Genomic DNA, 14,536 nt, shown 5'->3' on the forward strand with positions numbered 1-14,536 from the left:
AGGTCACCTCATGCGCAAGAAGCTTCGCTTCCTTTCGTCTACCGCGCTCGCGTTTCTTCTCACCGTCCCGGCCCACGCAGCGGGCTCCGGCATGCCTTGGGAACAGCCGCTGCAGCAGATCCTTGAGTCGGTCCAGGGACCGGTCGCCAAGATCGTCGCGGTGATCATCATCATCACCACCGGCCTGACCCTTGCTTTCGGTGACACGGCAGGCGGTTTTCGCCGGCTGATCCAGATTGTCTTCGGCCTGTCGATCGCCTTCGCGGCATCGAGCTTCTTTCTCTCCTTCTTCTCCTTCGGCGGCGGGGCACTCGTTTGATGGCCACCGGAGAGCAGCATATCGAGGGTTTCGAAGTCCCCGTTCACAGGGCATTGACTGAGCCGATCCTGCTGGGCGGCGCGCCGCGAGCGGTGGCGATCCTCAACGGCACGGTGGCCGCGGCAATAGGCCTTGGCCTGCAGCAGTGGATCGCCGGACTGGCGCTCTGGATGGCCGGCCACACCCTCGCGGTCTTTGCCGCTCGCCGCGATCCGGACTTCGCCAGCGTGCTTGTCCGTCATCTTCGCCTGAAGGGGTGGCTTGCATGCTGAACCTTTCGGAGTATCGCGGCAAAGCCGATCGGCTTGCCGATCATCTGCCCTGGGCCGCTTTGGTCGCGCCCGGCATCGTGCTCAATAAAGACGGTAGCTTCCAGCGAACCTTCCGGTTCCGTGGCCCCGACCTTGAAAGCGCGACCGAAGCCGAGTTGGTCGGCATCTGCGCCCGAGCCAACAATGCGCTACGAAGGTTGGGCTCCGGATGGGGGTTGTTTTTCGAGGCCGAGCGCGTTGAAGCGCTGGGCTATCCGAGCTCGGCTTTTCCCGATGCTGCCTCATGGCTGGTCGATGAAGAACGGCGCGCGGCCTTCGAGGGCAAGGTCGCGCACTTCGAGAGTCGCTATCATCTGACCTTGGTCTTCATGCCGGCGCCAGATGGCCAGGCGCGGGCGGAAAGCGCACTGGTCGACTCGCATCACTCGGGAGGGGCTAGAGACTGGCGCCAGGAGCTGGCGTGGTTTCGCGACGAGACCGACCGCGTCCTGGATTTGCTGTCCGGCTTCATGCCGGAAGTGCGCGCCCTCGATGATGCCGAGACGCTAACCTATCTGCACGGCACAATCTCGACCTACCGCCATCCGGTCGCCATGCCGGAAACGCCAATGTATCTCGACGGTGTTCTGGTTGACGCGCCGCTTACCGGCGGCCTGGAGCCGATGCTGGGTGAGCAGCATCTGTGCACCCTCACCATCCTTGGTTTCCCGAACGTCACCCGGCCAGGGATCCTCGACGCGCTCAACCATCAGGATTTCGCCTATCGCTGGATGACGCGCTTCATCCCGCTCGACAAGACGGAAGCCACCAAGACGATGTCACGGTTGCGCCGTCAGTGGTTTGCCAAGCGCAAATCGGTCGCCGCCATCCTGCGCGAGGTCGTGACCAACGAACCCGTCCCTCTCGTCGATAGTGACGCCGACAACAAGGCCCTCGATGCCGACGAAGCACTTCAGGTGTTGGGCGGCGATCATGTCGGCTTCGGCTATCTCACCACCACCGTGACGGTATGGGACGAGGATCGCCAAGCCGCCGCGGAGAACCTTCGCGCGGTTGAGCGCATCGTCAACGGACTCGGCTTCACCACAATCCGTGAAAGCATCAATGCGGTCGAGGCGTGGCTCGGCTCATTGCCCGGCCATGTCTATGCCAACGTTCGCCAGCCGCTCATTCATACATTGAACCTTGCCCATCTCATGCCGCTATCGTCGGTTTGGGCCGGTCCGGCGACAAACGAGCATCTCGCGAAAGTCACCCGGATCGAAGCACCGTCGCTTCTTGTTGCCGAGACCAGCGGGTCCACCCCGTTTCGGCTTTCCACCCATGTCGACGATGTCGGTCACATGCTGATCGTTGGTCCGACCGGTGCCGGCAAGTCGGTTCTGCTTGCCCTCGTCGCTCTGCAGTTCCGCCGCTATGCCGGCGCACAGGTTTATGTCTTCGACAAGGGCAACTCGGCCCGCGCGGCGACACTCGCCATGGGTGGAGAGCACCATGGGCTTGGTGCGGACGGTGCGCTTGCCTTCCAACCGCTGCGTAATATCAATGACCAGGCTGTCCGCAGCTGGGCAGCCGAATGGATCGCCGGCCTCATCGCCCGTGAGAATGTCACCGTAACGCCGGAGGTGAAGGAGGCGATCTGGTCGGCCCTGACCAGCCTTGCCACCGCGCCGGCGCAGGAACGCACGCTCACTGGATTGTCGGTCCTGCTTCAGTCCAATGCGCTGAAATCCGCGTTGATGCCGTACACGCTCGACGGCCCGTTCGGGCGTCTGCTCGATGCCGATGAAGATCGGCTGGCTTTGTCGGATGTGCAGTGTTTCGAGACCGAAGAGCTGATGCACCAGGAAGGCGCCGTGCTGCCGGTGCTCACCTATCTCTTCCATCGCCTCGAGGAGCGGTTCGACGGCCGGCCAACACTGCTCATGCTCGACGAGGCCTGGGTCTATCTCGACAACCCGCTCTTTGCCGCCCGCATCCGCGAATGGCTGAAGGTGCTGCGAAAGAAGAACGTCTCCGTCATTTTCGCCACGCAGTCACTTGCAGACATCGCTGCCTCGTCGATCGCGCCGGCAATCATCGAGAGCTGCCCACAGCGCATTTTTCTTCCCAATGACCGTGCCGTGGAACCGCAGGTGCGGGCAGCCTATGAGTGCTTCGGCCTGAACGAGCGGCAAATCGAATTGGTCGCCCGTGCCACACCGAAGCGCCAGTATTATCTGCAGTCGCGCCGCGGCAACCGCCTCTTCGAGCTCGGGCTCGGCCCGATCGCTCTTGCGCTCTGCGGCGCCTCTGATCCGGCCACGCAGACCCTAATCGACAAGGTGCTGTCAGAGCACGGACAGGAGGGCTTTGCCGCCCGGTTTCTGATTGCGCGCGGCCTCGATTGGGCTGCCGAGCTTCTCCAGCAATTCCCTCAACCAGACAAGGAGCAATCGTCATGATGCGGCGCCGCCTTCTCACCAGCCTGATCACCGTTTCCCTGATCGCAAAACCAATGGCCGACTACGTCCAGCCAGCCCACGCCCTGATCGTGTTCGATCCGTCGAATTATGCGCAGAGCGTGCTGACAGCGGCACGTTCCCTGGAGCAGATAAACAACCAGATCCAGTCGCTTCAGAACCAGGCGACGATGCTGCAGAACATGGCGCGGCACCTTCAGCGCCTGGATTTTTCTTCCGTGGGCCAGCTCACAGGTTCGCTCCAACGGATCGACGGCCTGATGACCCAGGCCAGCGGCCTGAGCTTCGATCTCGACAAGCTTCAGAACCAGTGGCGTGTGCAATATCCGGAAAGCTACGACGCCACAATCGAGGTCAACGATGTGGCGAGCGCCGCGCGCGAGCGCTGGCAAAACGCCATGCAGGCGTTCCGCCAAACCATGAGCGCGCAGTCGCAGATCGTGGAGAACGTGCGGGCCGACGGCGACCTGCTTACCGATCTCGTCAACCGCAGTCAGGGCGCGGCAGGTGCCCTTGAGGCAAGCCAGGCCACCAATCAGCTGATCGCGCTTTCGACCAAGCAGCAGATGCAGATCCAGACGCTGCTCGCGACCCAGTTCCGGGCTGAAGCCGAAGATGCTGCCCGCAAGGCGCAGTCTGAGGAAGCCGCCCGCGAGACGACGAAGCGTTTCCTGGGCACCGGTACGGCCTATCCCGGCAACTGATCAGCAGTCTTCAAGACAACGAGGAAGACGGCGACATGAATGACCTCGGCGTCATCGATCGCTTTATGCAGACCTTCATCCGCTATATCGACAGCGGGTTCGGTCTGCTTTCGGGCGACGTCGCCTTTCTCACTACCATCCTGATCGGCATTGACATCACGCTGGCGGGCCTGGTCTGGGCGTTCGGCGGCGAACCCAATATTCTCGGTCGGCTCGTCCGAAAGGTGCTCTATGTCGGCGCCTTCGCGTTCATCCTGAACAATTTCAGAAGCCTTGCCGACATTATCTACCGCTCCTTTGCCGGGCTCGGCATCAACGCTTCGTCCGGCAATTTGTCCGCCGACAGTCTCCTGCGGCCAGGCCGCATTGCCGCGGCCGGCTTCGAGGGCGCCTGGCCGCTGCTCAATCAAGCGAGCCAGCTAGTCGGCTTCCCCGAGATTTTTGGCAACGCGCTGACCATCTTCGTGCTGCTTCTCGCCTGGTTCCTGGTCCTCATCGCCTTCTTCATTCTTTCAATTCAGCTTTTCATCACCATCCTGGAGTTCAAGCTCACCACATTGGCCGGCTTTGTTCTGGTGCCCTTCGCGCTCTGGAACCGCTCGGCGTTTCTGGCCGAGCGCGTGCTCGGCAATGTGATCTCGTCGGGCATTAAGGTGATGGTGCTTGCCGTCATCGTCGGCATCGGCTCCACGCTCTTCGGCGAGTTCGCTTCCGCCCTGCAAGGCAAGGAGCCGGACTTGGCCGCGGCCATGTCACAGGTACTGGGCGCGTTGGCGCTGCTTGGGCTCGGCATTTTCGGGCCGGGAATTGCCTCGGGTCTTGTTTCCGGTGCGCCGCAGCTTGGCGCGGGAGCCGCACTCGGAACCACCGCGGCGGCCGCCGGATCAACGCTCGTTGCCGGAGGTGCGGCGCTTGCCGGCGCGCGCATGGCAACCGGCGGCGGTCTCGCCGCCGTTCGAGCCGGCACGGCCATGGGATCGGCTGCTTCCACAGCTTGGCAGATGAGGCGTGCAACATCGCCCGAGTCCGGCCTCTCCGGCGTAGCTGCTGGACTGCAGGGCGTTGCCGGCGCAGCTGGCGGCGCCGCGATTCGGGGAATGCGATCTGCAACAGAACCATTCCGGCGCAGCGCCGATGCCGGCCGCGATGCCGCCTGGACCGCGACGGGCGGCACGCCGACCGCATCAATGACCGGAAACCCTGCCGCGTCAGGTGCCAATGCCGCGCCGGCGTGGGCGAGGCGCTTGCGTTCCGAACAGACCGCGCGCGCCCATCGCCACGCCGCCACGCAGGCCGTCCGCGATGGCGATCGGGGTGGAAGCGGCGCCAACCCCTCTCTCAACGATAAGGAAGACTAGATGCTCTTCAAGCGACCTGTTCAGCGTTACGGGAAGACGCCCCACCCCGTCACACCATACCAGAAGGCCGCCCAACTTTGGGACGAGCGCATCGGCACTGCGCGCGTGCAGGCAAGGAACTGGCGCCTGATGGCCTTTGGCTGCCTCGCTCTGGCCACCGGGCTCTCTGGTGGACTCTTGTGGCAGTCGATGCAGGGCCGCGTCGTGCCCTATGTCGTCGAGGTTGACCGTTTCGGCGAGGCGCGCGCCGTCGCTCCAGCAATCCGGGACTACGAGCCCACCGATGCCCAGATCGCCTGGCATCTCGGCCGCTTCATCCAGAATGTCCGCTCTGTTTCCACCGATGCGGTGCTGGTGCGGCAGAATTGGCTCTCGGCCTACGACTTTGCCACCGACCGCGGAGCCCTCTTTCTCAACGAGTACGCTAAGGCCAACGACCCGTTCGGCAAGATCGGCACGCGCAGCGTCTCGGTGCAGGTGACGAGCGTGGTTCGAGCGTCCGACAGCTCCTTTCAAGTCAAATGGACCGAGCAGGTCTTTGAGCGCGGCAGCCTCGCCAGCACAACGCGTTGGACCGGGATCCTCACCATTGTGATCCGGCCGCCGAACAATACCGATCAGCTGCGCAAAAACCCGCTCGGCGTCTTCATCAATGCCATCGACTGGTCGCGCGAGCTCGACAGTGCCGCGCAGACTTCCGTTCCCCCAGGAGCCCGCCAATGATAAATAGACTCTCGTCGCTCCGCACTGCGCTGGTCCTGTCGACGTCGGCTGCGGTCATCTCCGCCTGTGCCTCGAAGCCGGTGCCGCCACCTCAGATTTCCTATGATGCTGCCAAGTTCCAACCGGCGGCAATCGAGAAGGCGCCGGAGAAGCCCGTCAAAGTCGTGGAAGTGCCGAAACCGCTACCGCTGCCCGGCCAGTTGCAGCCCGAGCCGGGCAAGGCTGCTGAAGACAGGCGCTCGCCTGAAGAACGTGTCGCCGATGCCAACAAGGCGGCGACGCAGCAACCCACCAAATATGGCTATGTGAATGCGGTGCAGGTTTACCCCTTTGCCGAAGGCGCGCTCTACCAGCTCTATGCCGCACCGGAGCGCGTCAGCGATATCGCTCTGCAGTCAGGCGAGAAACTCCAATCCGTGTCGGCCGGCGATACAGTGCGCTGGGTAATTGGCGACACCGTCAGTGGCTCCGGCGATGACCAGCGCACCCATGTGCTGGTGAAGCCCTTCGCGCCAGGACTTGCCACCAATCTGGTGATCACCACGGACCGGCGAAGCTATCACTTGCAGCTTCAAAGCACGGATAAGACCGCCATGGCGGCAATCTCCTGGACCTACAGCGAGGACCAGATTATCGCGCTACGCCGGCGCGATGCGCAGGCCGAGGCTGCTATGCCAGTGGCGTCGAATGTGGCTCTCGAAAATATTCGCTTCCGCTATTCGATTACCGGCGACATGCCGCCCTGGAGGCCGACGCGCGCGTTCGATGATGGCAGCAAGGTCTACATCGAGTTTCCGCGCCGCATCGATCAGGGCGAGGCCCCGCCGCTCTTCATCGTCGGTGCTGACGGGGACAACCAGCTCGTCAACTACCGCATACGCGGCAACTATTACATTGTCGATCGCCTCTTCGCCGCGGCCGAACTGCGCCTCGGCGCCAAGCAGCAACAGGTGGTGCGCATCACGAGGACCGACGGCAGGCAAGCGCCGCTGCGGAAATTGCTCTTTTCGCGTTCCAGCAGGTGAGGGACGGCCCGTGACGGATACTTCCCGCTCCGATGCTTCACCGAAACTCGATCCAGAACAGCTGCAGCTGCGGGCCTCGCCTCGCCGCGCTGTGCGCTTCAAGCGCGGCATTATTGTCGCCATTGCTGCTGTTGGTTCCGGGACCGTTCTAGGCGTCACCATGATGGCGCTGCAGGGACCGGCGCTGCGCATCAAAGAGCAGGCTGAAGAGCTTTACAACACTGAGCGGAAGCCAACCGCGGAGGCAATTGAAAGGCTGCCTAAGGACTATTCCGGGATCAAGCCCAAGCCTCCGGTGCTTGGACCACCGCTGCCCGGCGACCTCGGCCGCCCCATCCTTGAGCACCAACGCCAGCTGGGCATCGCGCCGGGCCAGGAGGTTTCGGCGGAGGAGCAGCGCCTTGCACAGCAGGCGATCGAGGCGCGCGAATCGCAAGTCTTCTTCCGGATCGAAAATCGACCCCGGCAAGCAGATGCCGCCGGCAACGGGCAGGGCGGGCGTCCACCCTTTGAGGCAACGGCTCCACAATCCGATGCCGCACGCGATTCAGCTTCCGTTGCACCGGCCGAGGGCGACCAAAACAATCAACAGCGCAAGCTCGATTTTGTCAGCCAGCGGAACACAAGTGGAATCTACAATCTGCATACACTGCAGACGCCGGCTTCGCCCTATCAGCTGATGGCCGGCAGCGTCATCGCAGCGAGCCTGATCACTGGCATCAATTCCGACTTGCCCGGCCTCGTCGTCGCACAGGTCACCGAGAATGTGCACGACACAGTCACCGGCAGCACCTTGCTCATTCCGCAAGGCTCTCGCCTGATTGGCACCTATGACAGCGTTGTTGCCTTTGGACAAAGGCGCGCGCTGCTGGTCTGGCAACGGATACTGCTGCCCGACGGCTCTTCGATCGAAATCGACAATCTGCCGGCGACGGACACCGCCGGCTATGCCGGGCTTGAGGACAAGGTGGATTTCCACACCTGGCAGCTGATGAAAGGCGTTGCGCTGGCCACGTTGCTGGAGGTCGGCACGGAGCTGAGCCTCGGGCAAGACGAAAGCGACCTGGTCAAAGCAATCCGCGAATCCGCTCAGCAGAACGTCAGTCAAGCTGGCCAGCGCATCACCGAGAAGAACCTCAATATTCAGCCCACGATCACCGTCCGCCCTGGTTGGCCACTGCGCGTCATCGTGCACAAGGATCTTGTGCTACGGCCGTACCCGAATTGACTGGAGTCATCATGACCAATCTGAAACTCGGCAAACTTCCGGATCGGACACCTTCAAAGATCACCATAAGCGTAAGTGCAGACCTGAACCAAGCACTGAAGGACTATGCGGCCCTTTATCGTCAGACCTATGGCGAGTCCGAATCGGTAGCGGAACTGATCCCGTTCATGCTGGCGGAGTTCCTGGAGAGCGATCGAGCGTTTGCCAAGGCCAGAAAGGAAGGGCTCCCTGTCGTCGACAAGTCAGAGAAATCGCGGCGGCAGGCAATTTCAGGGTCCGAATAAGTGACAGCGATCAGTGAGTCCGAGGGGGCACCTTTCTAGGCGGGCAAATGCATTGAAGCAATTTGCCGGCGGCAAGCCGAAACATCGGGCATAATAGACGAGCTGATCTGCCCCGAACCAATGCCGGCTCTGCGCCTCATTTCAGTCGTTCAGGCCGTCTAGGCAATCTTTTCAAAGCTGCCGGTCCGTTCAGGTTGATGAACTGTCCATGACAGGGTGGGAAGCGGCTATCCCACTATCCGGAAAGAGCACGGAGATTTGACGTCGCGCGAATGATGTCGTCGGCGAAACCATCCAACAATGTCTTCAGATCGATGCCGGTTTGAGCGTTGTCGACGCGGCGCGCCGATGCGATACTCAGGCAAAGGGATCGATTCAGGGGCGGACGTGACGAAGCCAGCAACGCGCATCGTCGAACTCGAGGACAACGAACTCGAAGAGTTCGTCGAGATATACGCCGAACGGAAATCGAAAGACTACGTCGAAGTCGAGCGCGTTGGTGCGGCCAATGACAAGGGCCGGGACGTGATAGGATTTCTCTCGCGCGCCCGCCATGATGGCGCGTGGGACCTTTACCAGTGCAAGCGGAAGACACGCGGCTCGAAGCTTCGAATCGGCGAGGCTATGACGGAGCTGGGCAAGGTCTTCCACCATCATGCGGCCGGCGCCTACGCGACGCTGCCGCGACGGTACATCTTCGTTTCGCCGCGAGGCATCGACGGCTCGTTGACTACGCTGCTGCAGAACCCGTCCCGAATAGGGAAGGCGCTGCTGGAGGCTTGGGACAAGCATTGCCGGATGAGGATAACCGCCAGAAATCCCGTCGAACTCACGTCCGAAATCCGGGCCTCGATCGAGCGCTACGACTTCACGGCGGTCGAGTGCCTGACGGCGCCGAAACTGGTCAAGGATCCCGCCGCGCTTCCGGCTCTTGTCCAGGTGCTGGGCCTGCCGCCTGGCGAAGCGCCCGAAGGCGAAACGCCCGATGAAATCAGCGACATAGAGCTGACGTATCTGACGCAGCTTCAGGAAGTCTATGCGGGATCGGCCGGATTGGACTTCGCGACGCTGGAGGACGTCTTTACGGACCCTAAATTCGGGGAGCACCTTAGGATCCAGAGACAGCGCTATTATCAGGCGTGCGCGTTCCGCGACTTCCACCGCGACAATACGGCGGCCAGATCGGTCGACGTATTCAAGAACGACATCTACCATTTACTGATCGACGTCTATAACGAGGCGCACCCATCGCCTTTGGCGAGGATCGACGCGGTGATGAAACACACGGGGGCGGCGCCTGCAGGAATTCTGGGTACCTTGGCCCGGCCTCCCGTGAAGCAGGGTACGTGCCATCACCTCGTTTCGGACGGAAGGATCAGATGGAGCCCATGAGCGCGAGCATTTCAGACCTGTATCATACGCCGCTCGAGGCCGGGATTCGTGCCGTGGTCGTGCTCGAGCATCTGCGGCCGATGACCGCCGACCTCAGCGAGGTTGTCCTTTACGATCACGTCGTCGTCCACGCCTCCGATGTCGGCGGACCGATGTCGCTTCACGCCGCGGTCAGCAGCCGGAAGGGCGAGCTGCTCGTCCGGCGCGGCATTGTGGAGGCAGGGCTCGACCTTATGCGCAAATGCCATCTCTTGGAGAAGGTCGCCGACGATGAGGGATTCGCGTGGCGAGCCTCCGAGGAAGCCGCTTCGTATGTCGAGTTGCTCGAATCCCCCTACTCTGAAGACCTGAAGATCTGCGCCAGCTGGGTGGCCGGACAGGTGCGCGAACTGTCAAAGGCCGGATTCAGGTCCATGGTCGTCGGTAACATCGGGGAATGGACCGATAGTTTCGGGCATGGCAACTCCCAGGCTGGCGTCTGACATGTCACCGTCCCGGTTCATCTTGCGGCGCCTCGCCTTCACCGGGCCGGATAGACTGGCCGTCTACCTCGACTTCGCGCCGGGACTAACGGTGGTCTGGGGCGGTTCGCAGGCTGGCAAATCCTTCGCCGTCAAGGCGCTCGACTACATGTTCGGAGGAGGGTCCGCCCTGCCGGGCCTGGCCGAGGCCGTCGCATACGACAGATGCTGGTTAGAAATTGATGTGCCAAAAAGCGGGCGGATCACTCTCGCCCGTTCGCTGTCAAAAGGCGGGTACGACCTTTTCGAGGGTGAGTTCGAGCAGGCACTCGGCCGGAAAAGTGACCGCACGCTGGCCGAAAACCACACGACCAAGAAGGAGAGCCTCTCGACTTTCCTGCTTGGAGAACTCGGCGTCGGCGACACGGAAATTGCCAGGACTCAGACCGGCGACAAGGCGACGTTCACGATCCGGCATTTCGCCAGCTACCTGTTCACGGAAGAGACCCCGATGATCGCGGAGGAAAGCCCAATCGTCGTCGACCGCCAGAGTAGCGACACCTTCAACAAGAACGTCCTGAAGTTCATCCTCACAGGTGTCGACGACAAGTCGATGGTGAAAGTGCCGGATACCAAGCAGCAGAGACAGACGAACGCTGGTCGTATTGAAATCGTTGAGGAGATGCTGAACACGGCGGTCGCAGAACTCGCCGCCATGTATCCCGAGGTCGAAGACTTGACGATCTTGAAACTCGACGAACAGGCCGAGCGGCTAGATGCGACGTTGAAAACCTTCAGATCGAACCTGGCTGCAGGACATTCCGCTCTCGACGCGCTCTCCATGGAACGTCGACGACTGGTGTCCGAGCGCGATGAACTGACGGAGAGGGCGGACGAGGCGGTCCTGACCATTGAACGGTTCGAACTGCTCGCAACAAGCTTTGCCAGCGATATCCGCAGGCTTATGATGCTGGAGGAGGGGGCCGCGGCCCTTATGGCCGGAGCGAAGCGTCCTTGCGTCCTGTGTGGTGCTGATCCCGAGCATCAGCATGTCGAACACGGCTTCGAGGCTGTCGAAACTTCCCAGAAGGCCGTTTCGGCAGAATTGCGCAAAGTCCGAGCCGAAAGCGCCGGGCTGACGAAGGCGATCACTTCACTTCAGGCCGAAGCGATCGGAATGCGGAGGCGGATCGCCTCCCTTTCCGGCGACATCGAAGTGAAAGATGAGCAGATCGAGACCGCACGGGAAGCCGCCGTCAAGACACGCGACCAGTATGAGGGGATCGATGTGGCCCGAAAGAAGCTCCATGACGCAACGTCCGTTGAGAGGCGCATCAGCGGACTTCGGGTCCGCCAGGCCGAGCTGTTGAAGTTCAAGACGAAAGGGGTCGCCAAGGGAAGCGTCGCGGTCGGTGTCGGGACGGTCGTTGGAGATGAACTCGCAGCTGCGGTGGAGGACATCTTCAGGAAGTGGAAGTATCCGGGGGATCCGCGTATCACTTTCCACGAGCAGACGCATGATATCCTCCTAAACGGAAAGCAGCGTAACGCCAACGGCAAGGGTGTAAGGGCGCTGCTCAACGCAGCGTTCAAGATTGGGGTCATGGATGTCTGCCGGAAACGCGAGTTGCCGCATCCGGGTATTCTCGTCCTCGACAGCCCGCTTCTCAGCTACCGCGACCCGCTGAGGTCAAAGCACAAGGAACTCAGCTCTGACGAAGCTACCGTAGCCGCGGCAGGTCTAAACGTGCACTTCTACAACTATCTGATAGAACGCTGCGACGAGGCGCAGTTCATAATCATCGAAAACCAGGATCCGCCGTTCCCACTTCCGGACGGGGTGCTTGAGCATGTGTTCGCAGGCGAGCACGGCAACGCGGGCAAACGCGGACTGTTTTGAGCCGGTTCCGGATCGCCAGATCCCTGGAGCAGGCCTCCACGGGTCTGCAAGCATTGCGGGCAATAATGGCAGAGAAGGCAAACCACCACTTCACCCCTCAGTTCTATCTGCGGAATTTCATCGTCGGCTGTGACAAGTGGGAAGCCAAGGTCTTCTGCTACGATCAGTCGACGAGAAAATCGTTCGAGACCTTGGTCCGGAAGTCGGCAGTCGGCGCCACTTCTTCCGGATCGATGTCGAGGGCTATGACCCTAACCACGTCGAGGACGGGATGGCCGAGATCGAGGGTGAAATCTCAGTGCATCTGGCCGAGATGATAGAGGCGATCAGCTTCCCATCGGAGGCGCATTTTTCTTCTGTTATGCTTCTGATGGGGAACGTGGCCGTGCGTAATCCACGGTTCAGGTCAATGACCGAAAATTTTGATCTGAAAGTCGTCAACGGCATTATGAAAATGATGCTGCAGGATAAGGGTCGCTTCGACGATTCGGTGAAGCAGGCGCGAGCGAATGGCGCCCTTAGTCCGCGATGACATCAACTACGAGGATATGAAGGACCTCATCGATCGAGGCGAACGTAAGGTTGCGATCGATCAGACTTACCTGTTTGGATTGGAGCTCGAATCGGTCCCGACGGCTGTTGAGCAACTGGCTCGCAGGAGCTGGTCCTTCGTCTCGGCCGCGCCTGGCTGCACCTATGCGACATCCGACGATCCGGTAATCCTAGATTGGGTTGACGGAAAGCCGAGACCTTACTCGCCGGGGTCCGGCCTCCAAAATACGATCGTTATGTTCACGATCTCGCCCGAGCTCGCTTTGGTCGGGCTTTTCGTCAAACAGCCCCCCAGCGAGATCATCGCAGCGACCACGTCGCCGCACTGAATACGAGCATTACTCGATATGCGACCAAGCAGCTCTATGCTCGCGACGGGTCGGGCAAGGTTCGCACCAGGACAGAGCTTTATGTCCCAGGCCGGGACATCGGCGCGGCGTTGGAACGACAGGCGAGGGGTGGAGGGTGATGAATCGTAAGACAGGCCAGCTGCCTTTTTCAATCAAGGACGTGTTTGTTCCCAATCTACGATGATTGACGGCGGCTTCCCATCCATTGCCATTAATCCCCAAGTTCCACCGTCTACTGACAGAAAACGTGTTTTCGGACTCCGTTTACAACCGCGAATCTTCTATATTCACGGCAAGACTCGCATGAGTCGCAACCTGCCAGGGAGGAGACGATGGCAACAACAGGGACGAGAACCCAACCATGGAAGCATCCGCTCGCAATGTAATAGAGTACACGTTTCCTGAGGAATACACTGGCCACGCAACCTACCGTGAGGCTCCTTATCATCTGCGGGACCAGTTCATAGAACACGTCAAGCAGTCCTATCAGCCTGAAACTTTCCCCGGACTTTACTGGGGTCGCGTGAACAAGAATGAGCCATTCGAAATCATCCACACGTTCGCTGTGGATCGAAAGAAACGGCCCGAGGGCGACTACATTCCCTGTCCGATGTGCCAGCGGCGGGAGAAATTTCTCGAAGGCTCCTTCGTCTTTATCTTCAACCGCCAGTGCATCGCGGTGATCGGCCACGACTGCGCCTCAGCGGAGGTCAAGCATGCCGCGTTCTCAAAAAAGAAGCAGGACGACGAGCGGAGGCATCAGGAAGACTTCCTGATGGCGCGGCTGACGCACGTTCCCAGCATGCTGCGGGAGTTAGAAGCCCTGAAGCCGATCGCAACCGAGATCGAAGGCATCTTCCATGACTTCCGGAAGGACGCGCCGACGATCCACAGAGCCCTGCGGCAGGTCCGCAAGGCCGGCGGCGAATACGTCCTGACGGAAATGGTCGACAACGAGGCTGCCGAGTTCGATCCCCGGCTCCCGAAGAAGCTCGCGCGGAACAGCTACTTCGGAAGCATGCGCGGTGACACGCTGGTTGGCGCAAGCTGCAAGTTCCTGACCGAAGTCAGGCGCTACGAACAGTGGCTTCTTTCCTTCGACGGCTGCGACGACGAAGAAAAGGCCATGGAGGCGACTATTAGCTTGTTGCAGCGCAAGGAGGCCGCCAAGGCGGTCAGGTACATCGGCGAAGCCGCGAGGCGGATGGACAAGCTGAGACGGGCTATGTCGGCCGCCTGCTTTTTCTTTGCTGACACCCATATCGAAGACATGAAGGAATGGGCGCGGGATCGGCTCCAGCCCCATCCGTTCACTGTGGACCGCCACGTCCGGAACGACGGAATTTCGCTCGCTTTCTCGCGCGTCACCGGAAAAGATGAAGAACGCGAGTATGCGCGTCTCTTCCTGAGCAATGCACTCGCCGAATGGGCGGATGCCAATCGCGTCGCACCCAAGCTCGAAAACTGAAATGCTCTGACAAGGGGGCAGCGGAACGCTGGCGGCAC

15 protein-coding genes are annotated in these 14,536 nt (G+C 61.0%); all 15 read left to right on the forward strand.

Going from position 1 to position 14,536, the window contains the following annotated elements; all coding sequences use genetic code 11:
• The first annotated feature begins 10 nt into the window (after positions 1-10).
• The 15 genes from NKH04_RS22010 to NKH04_RS22080 all read left to right on the forward strand — a co-directional run bounded on the left by NKH04_RS22010 (position 11) and on the right by NKH04_RS22080 (position 14,498).
• Positions 11-319 carry a TrbC/VirB2 family type IV secretion system protein gene (locus tag NKH04_RS22010; RefSeq protein WP_352528997.1) on the forward strand — a complete coding sequence of 103 codons (309 nt, stop codon included), beginning with the start codon at positions 11-13 and terminating at the stop codon, positions 317-319.
• Complete coding sequence (locus NKH04_RS22015) at positions 319-591, forward strand: VirB3 family type IV secretion system protein (protein WP_352746273.1); 273 nt, start codon at positions 319-321, stop codon at positions 589-591. Before NKH04_RS22010 ends, NKH04_RS22015 begins: the two co-directional genes overlap by 1 nt.
• Positions 585-3,035, forward strand: a complete 2,451-nt coding sequence (trbE, locus tag NKH04_RS22020; RefSeq protein WP_353044948.1) for a conjugal transfer protein TrbE — start codon at positions 585-587, stop codon at positions 3,033-3,035. Before NKH04_RS22015 ends, trbE begins: the two co-directional genes overlap by 7 nt.
• The gene (gene trbJ / locus NKH04_RS22025) at positions 3,032-3,757 is read left to right on the forward strand and encodes a P-type conjugative transfer protein TrbJ (protein ID WP_353044949.1); all 726 of its coding nucleotides are present in this window, start codon (positions 3,032-3,034) and stop codon (positions 3,755-3,757) included. The genes trbE and trbJ overlap by 4 nt, the downstream gene beginning before the upstream one ends.
• 35 nt (positions 3,758-3,792) lie before the next feature.
• Complete coding sequence (gene trbL / locus NKH04_RS22030) at positions 3,793-5,115, forward strand: P-type conjugative transfer protein TrbL (protein ID WP_352720253.1); 1,323 nt, start codon at positions 3,793-3,795, stop codon at positions 5,113-5,115.
• Positions 5,116-5,838, forward strand: coding sequence for a conjugal transfer protein TrbF (gene trbF / locus NKH04_RS22035; protein ID WP_352746268.1), 723 nt, complete (start codon positions 5,116-5,118; stop codon positions 5,836-5,838). It abuts the gene before it with no gap.
• Positions 5,835-6,863 carry a P-type conjugative transfer protein TrbG gene (gene trbG, locus NKH04_RS22040; protein ID WP_352746265.1) on the forward strand — a complete coding sequence of 343 codons (1,029 nt, stop codon included), beginning with the start codon at positions 5,835-5,837 and terminating at the stop codon, positions 6,861-6,863. Before trbF ends, trbG begins: the two co-directional genes overlap by 4 nt.
• A gap of 10 nt (positions 6,864-6,873) precedes the next feature.
• Positions 6,874-8,091, forward strand: a complete 1,218-nt coding sequence (locus tag NKH04_RS22045; RefSeq protein ID WP_353044950.1) for a TraB/TrbI/VirB10 family type IV secretion system protein — start codon at positions 6,874-6,876, stop codon at positions 8,089-8,091.
• A gap of 11 nt (positions 8,092-8,102) precedes the next feature.
• Entirely contained in the window at positions 8,103-8,375 is a 273-nt protein-coding gene (locus NKH04_RS22050; RefSeq protein WP_023680069.1) for a DUF2274 domain-containing protein, read from the forward strand.
• Positions 8,376-8,675: 300 nt separating this feature from the next.
• Positions 8,676-9,767 (forward strand): ABC-three component system protein, encoded by a 1,092-nt coding sequence (locus NKH04_RS22055; RefSeq protein WP_353044951.1) that lies wholly within the window; start codon positions 8,676-8,678, stop codon positions 9,765-9,767.
• Positions 9,764-10,249, forward strand: coding sequence for an ABC-three component system middle component 2 (locus tag NKH04_RS22060; protein ID WP_353044952.1), 486 nt, complete (start codon positions 9,764-9,766; stop codon positions 10,247-10,249). The genes NKH04_RS22055 and NKH04_RS22060 overlap by 4 nt, the downstream gene beginning before the upstream one ends.
• A 1-nt stretch (position 10,250) precedes the next feature.
• Positions 10,251-12,128 (forward strand): coiled-coil domain-containing protein, encoded by a 1,878-nt coding sequence (locus NKH04_RS22065; protein WP_353044953.1) that lies wholly within the window; start codon positions 10,251-10,253, stop codon positions 12,126-12,128.
• Positions 12,129-12,357: 229 nt separating this feature from the next.
• Positions 12,358-12,660, forward strand: a complete 303-nt coding sequence (locus tag NKH04_RS22070) for a DUF4238 domain-containing protein (protein WP_353044971.1) — start codon at positions 12,358-12,360, stop codon at positions 12,658-12,660.
• Positions 12,661-12,676: 16 nt separating this feature from the next.
• Positions 12,677-13,009, forward strand: a complete 333-nt coding sequence (locus tag NKH04_RS22075) for a hypothetical protein (protein ID WP_353044954.1) — start codon at positions 12,677-12,679, stop codon at positions 13,007-13,009.
• A gap of 382 nt (positions 13,010-13,391) precedes the next feature.
• Positions 13,392-14,498 carry a hypothetical protein gene (locus NKH04_RS22080; RefSeq protein ID WP_353044955.1) on the forward strand — a complete coding sequence of 369 codons (1,107 nt, stop codon included), beginning with the start codon at positions 13,392-13,394 and terminating at the stop codon, positions 14,496-14,498.
• Positions 14,499-14,536 lie beyond the last annotated feature (38 nt).

The sequence above is a fragment of the Mesorhizobium sp. M1365 genome (genome assembly GCF_040317865.1).
In the GTDB taxonomy this organism is placed as follows: domain Bacteria; phylum Pseudomonadota; class Alphaproteobacteria; order Rhizobiales; family Rhizobiaceae; genus Mesorhizobium.

Excerpts from the sequence above, each read along its gene's own strand:
- NKH04_RS22010 (WP_352528997.1), top strand. The coding sequence starts at position 11 with ATGCGCAAGAAGCTTCGCTTCCTTTCGTCTACCGCGCTCGCGTTTCTT.
- NKH04_RS22075 (WP_353044954.1), top strand. The coding sequence starts at position 12,677 with ATGAAGGACCTCATCGATCGAGGCGAACGTAAGGTTGCGATCGATCAG.
- NKH04_RS22050 (WP_023680069.1), top strand. The coding sequence starts at position 8,103 with ATGACCAATCTGAAACTCGGCAAACTTCCGGATCGGACACCTTCAAAG.
- trbF (WP_352746268.1), top strand. The coding sequence starts at position 5,116 with ATGCTCTTCAAGCGACCTGTTCAGCGTTACGGGAAGACGCCCCACCCC.
- NKH04_RS22060 (WP_353044952.1), top strand. The coding sequence starts at position 9,764 with ATGAGCGCGAGCATTTCAGACCTGTATCATACGCCGCTCGAGGCCGGG.
- trbL (WP_352720253.1), top strand. The coding sequence starts at position 3,793 with ATGAATGACCTCGGCGTCATCGATCGCTTTATGCAGACCTTCATCCGC.
- NKH04_RS22055 (WP_353044951.1), top strand. The coding sequence starts at position 8,676 with ATGTCTTCAGATCGATGCCGGTTTGAGCGTTGTCGACGCGGCGCGCCG.
- NKH04_RS22080 (WP_353044955.1), top strand. The coding sequence starts at position 13,392 with ATGGAAGCATCCGCTCGCAATGTAATAGAGTACACGTTTCCTGAGGAA.
- trbJ (WP_353044949.1), top strand. The coding sequence starts at position 3,032 with ATGATGCGGCGCCGCCTTCTCACCAGCCTGATCACCGTTTCCCTGATC.
- NKH04_RS22065 (WP_353044953.1), top strand. The coding sequence starts at position 10,251 with ATGTCACCGTCCCGGTTCATCTTGCGGCGCCTCGCCTTCACCGGGCCG.
- trbG (WP_352746265.1), top strand. The coding sequence starts at position 5,835 with ATGATAAATAGACTCTCGTCGCTCCGCACTGCGCTGGTCCTGTCGACG.
- trbE (WP_353044948.1), top strand. The coding sequence starts at position 585 with ATGCTGAACCTTTCGGAGTATCGCGGCAAAGCCGATCGGCTTGCCGAT.
- NKH04_RS22015 (WP_352746273.1), top strand. The coding sequence starts at position 319 with ATGGCCACCGGAGAGCAGCATATCGAGGGTTTCGAAGTCCCCGTTCAC.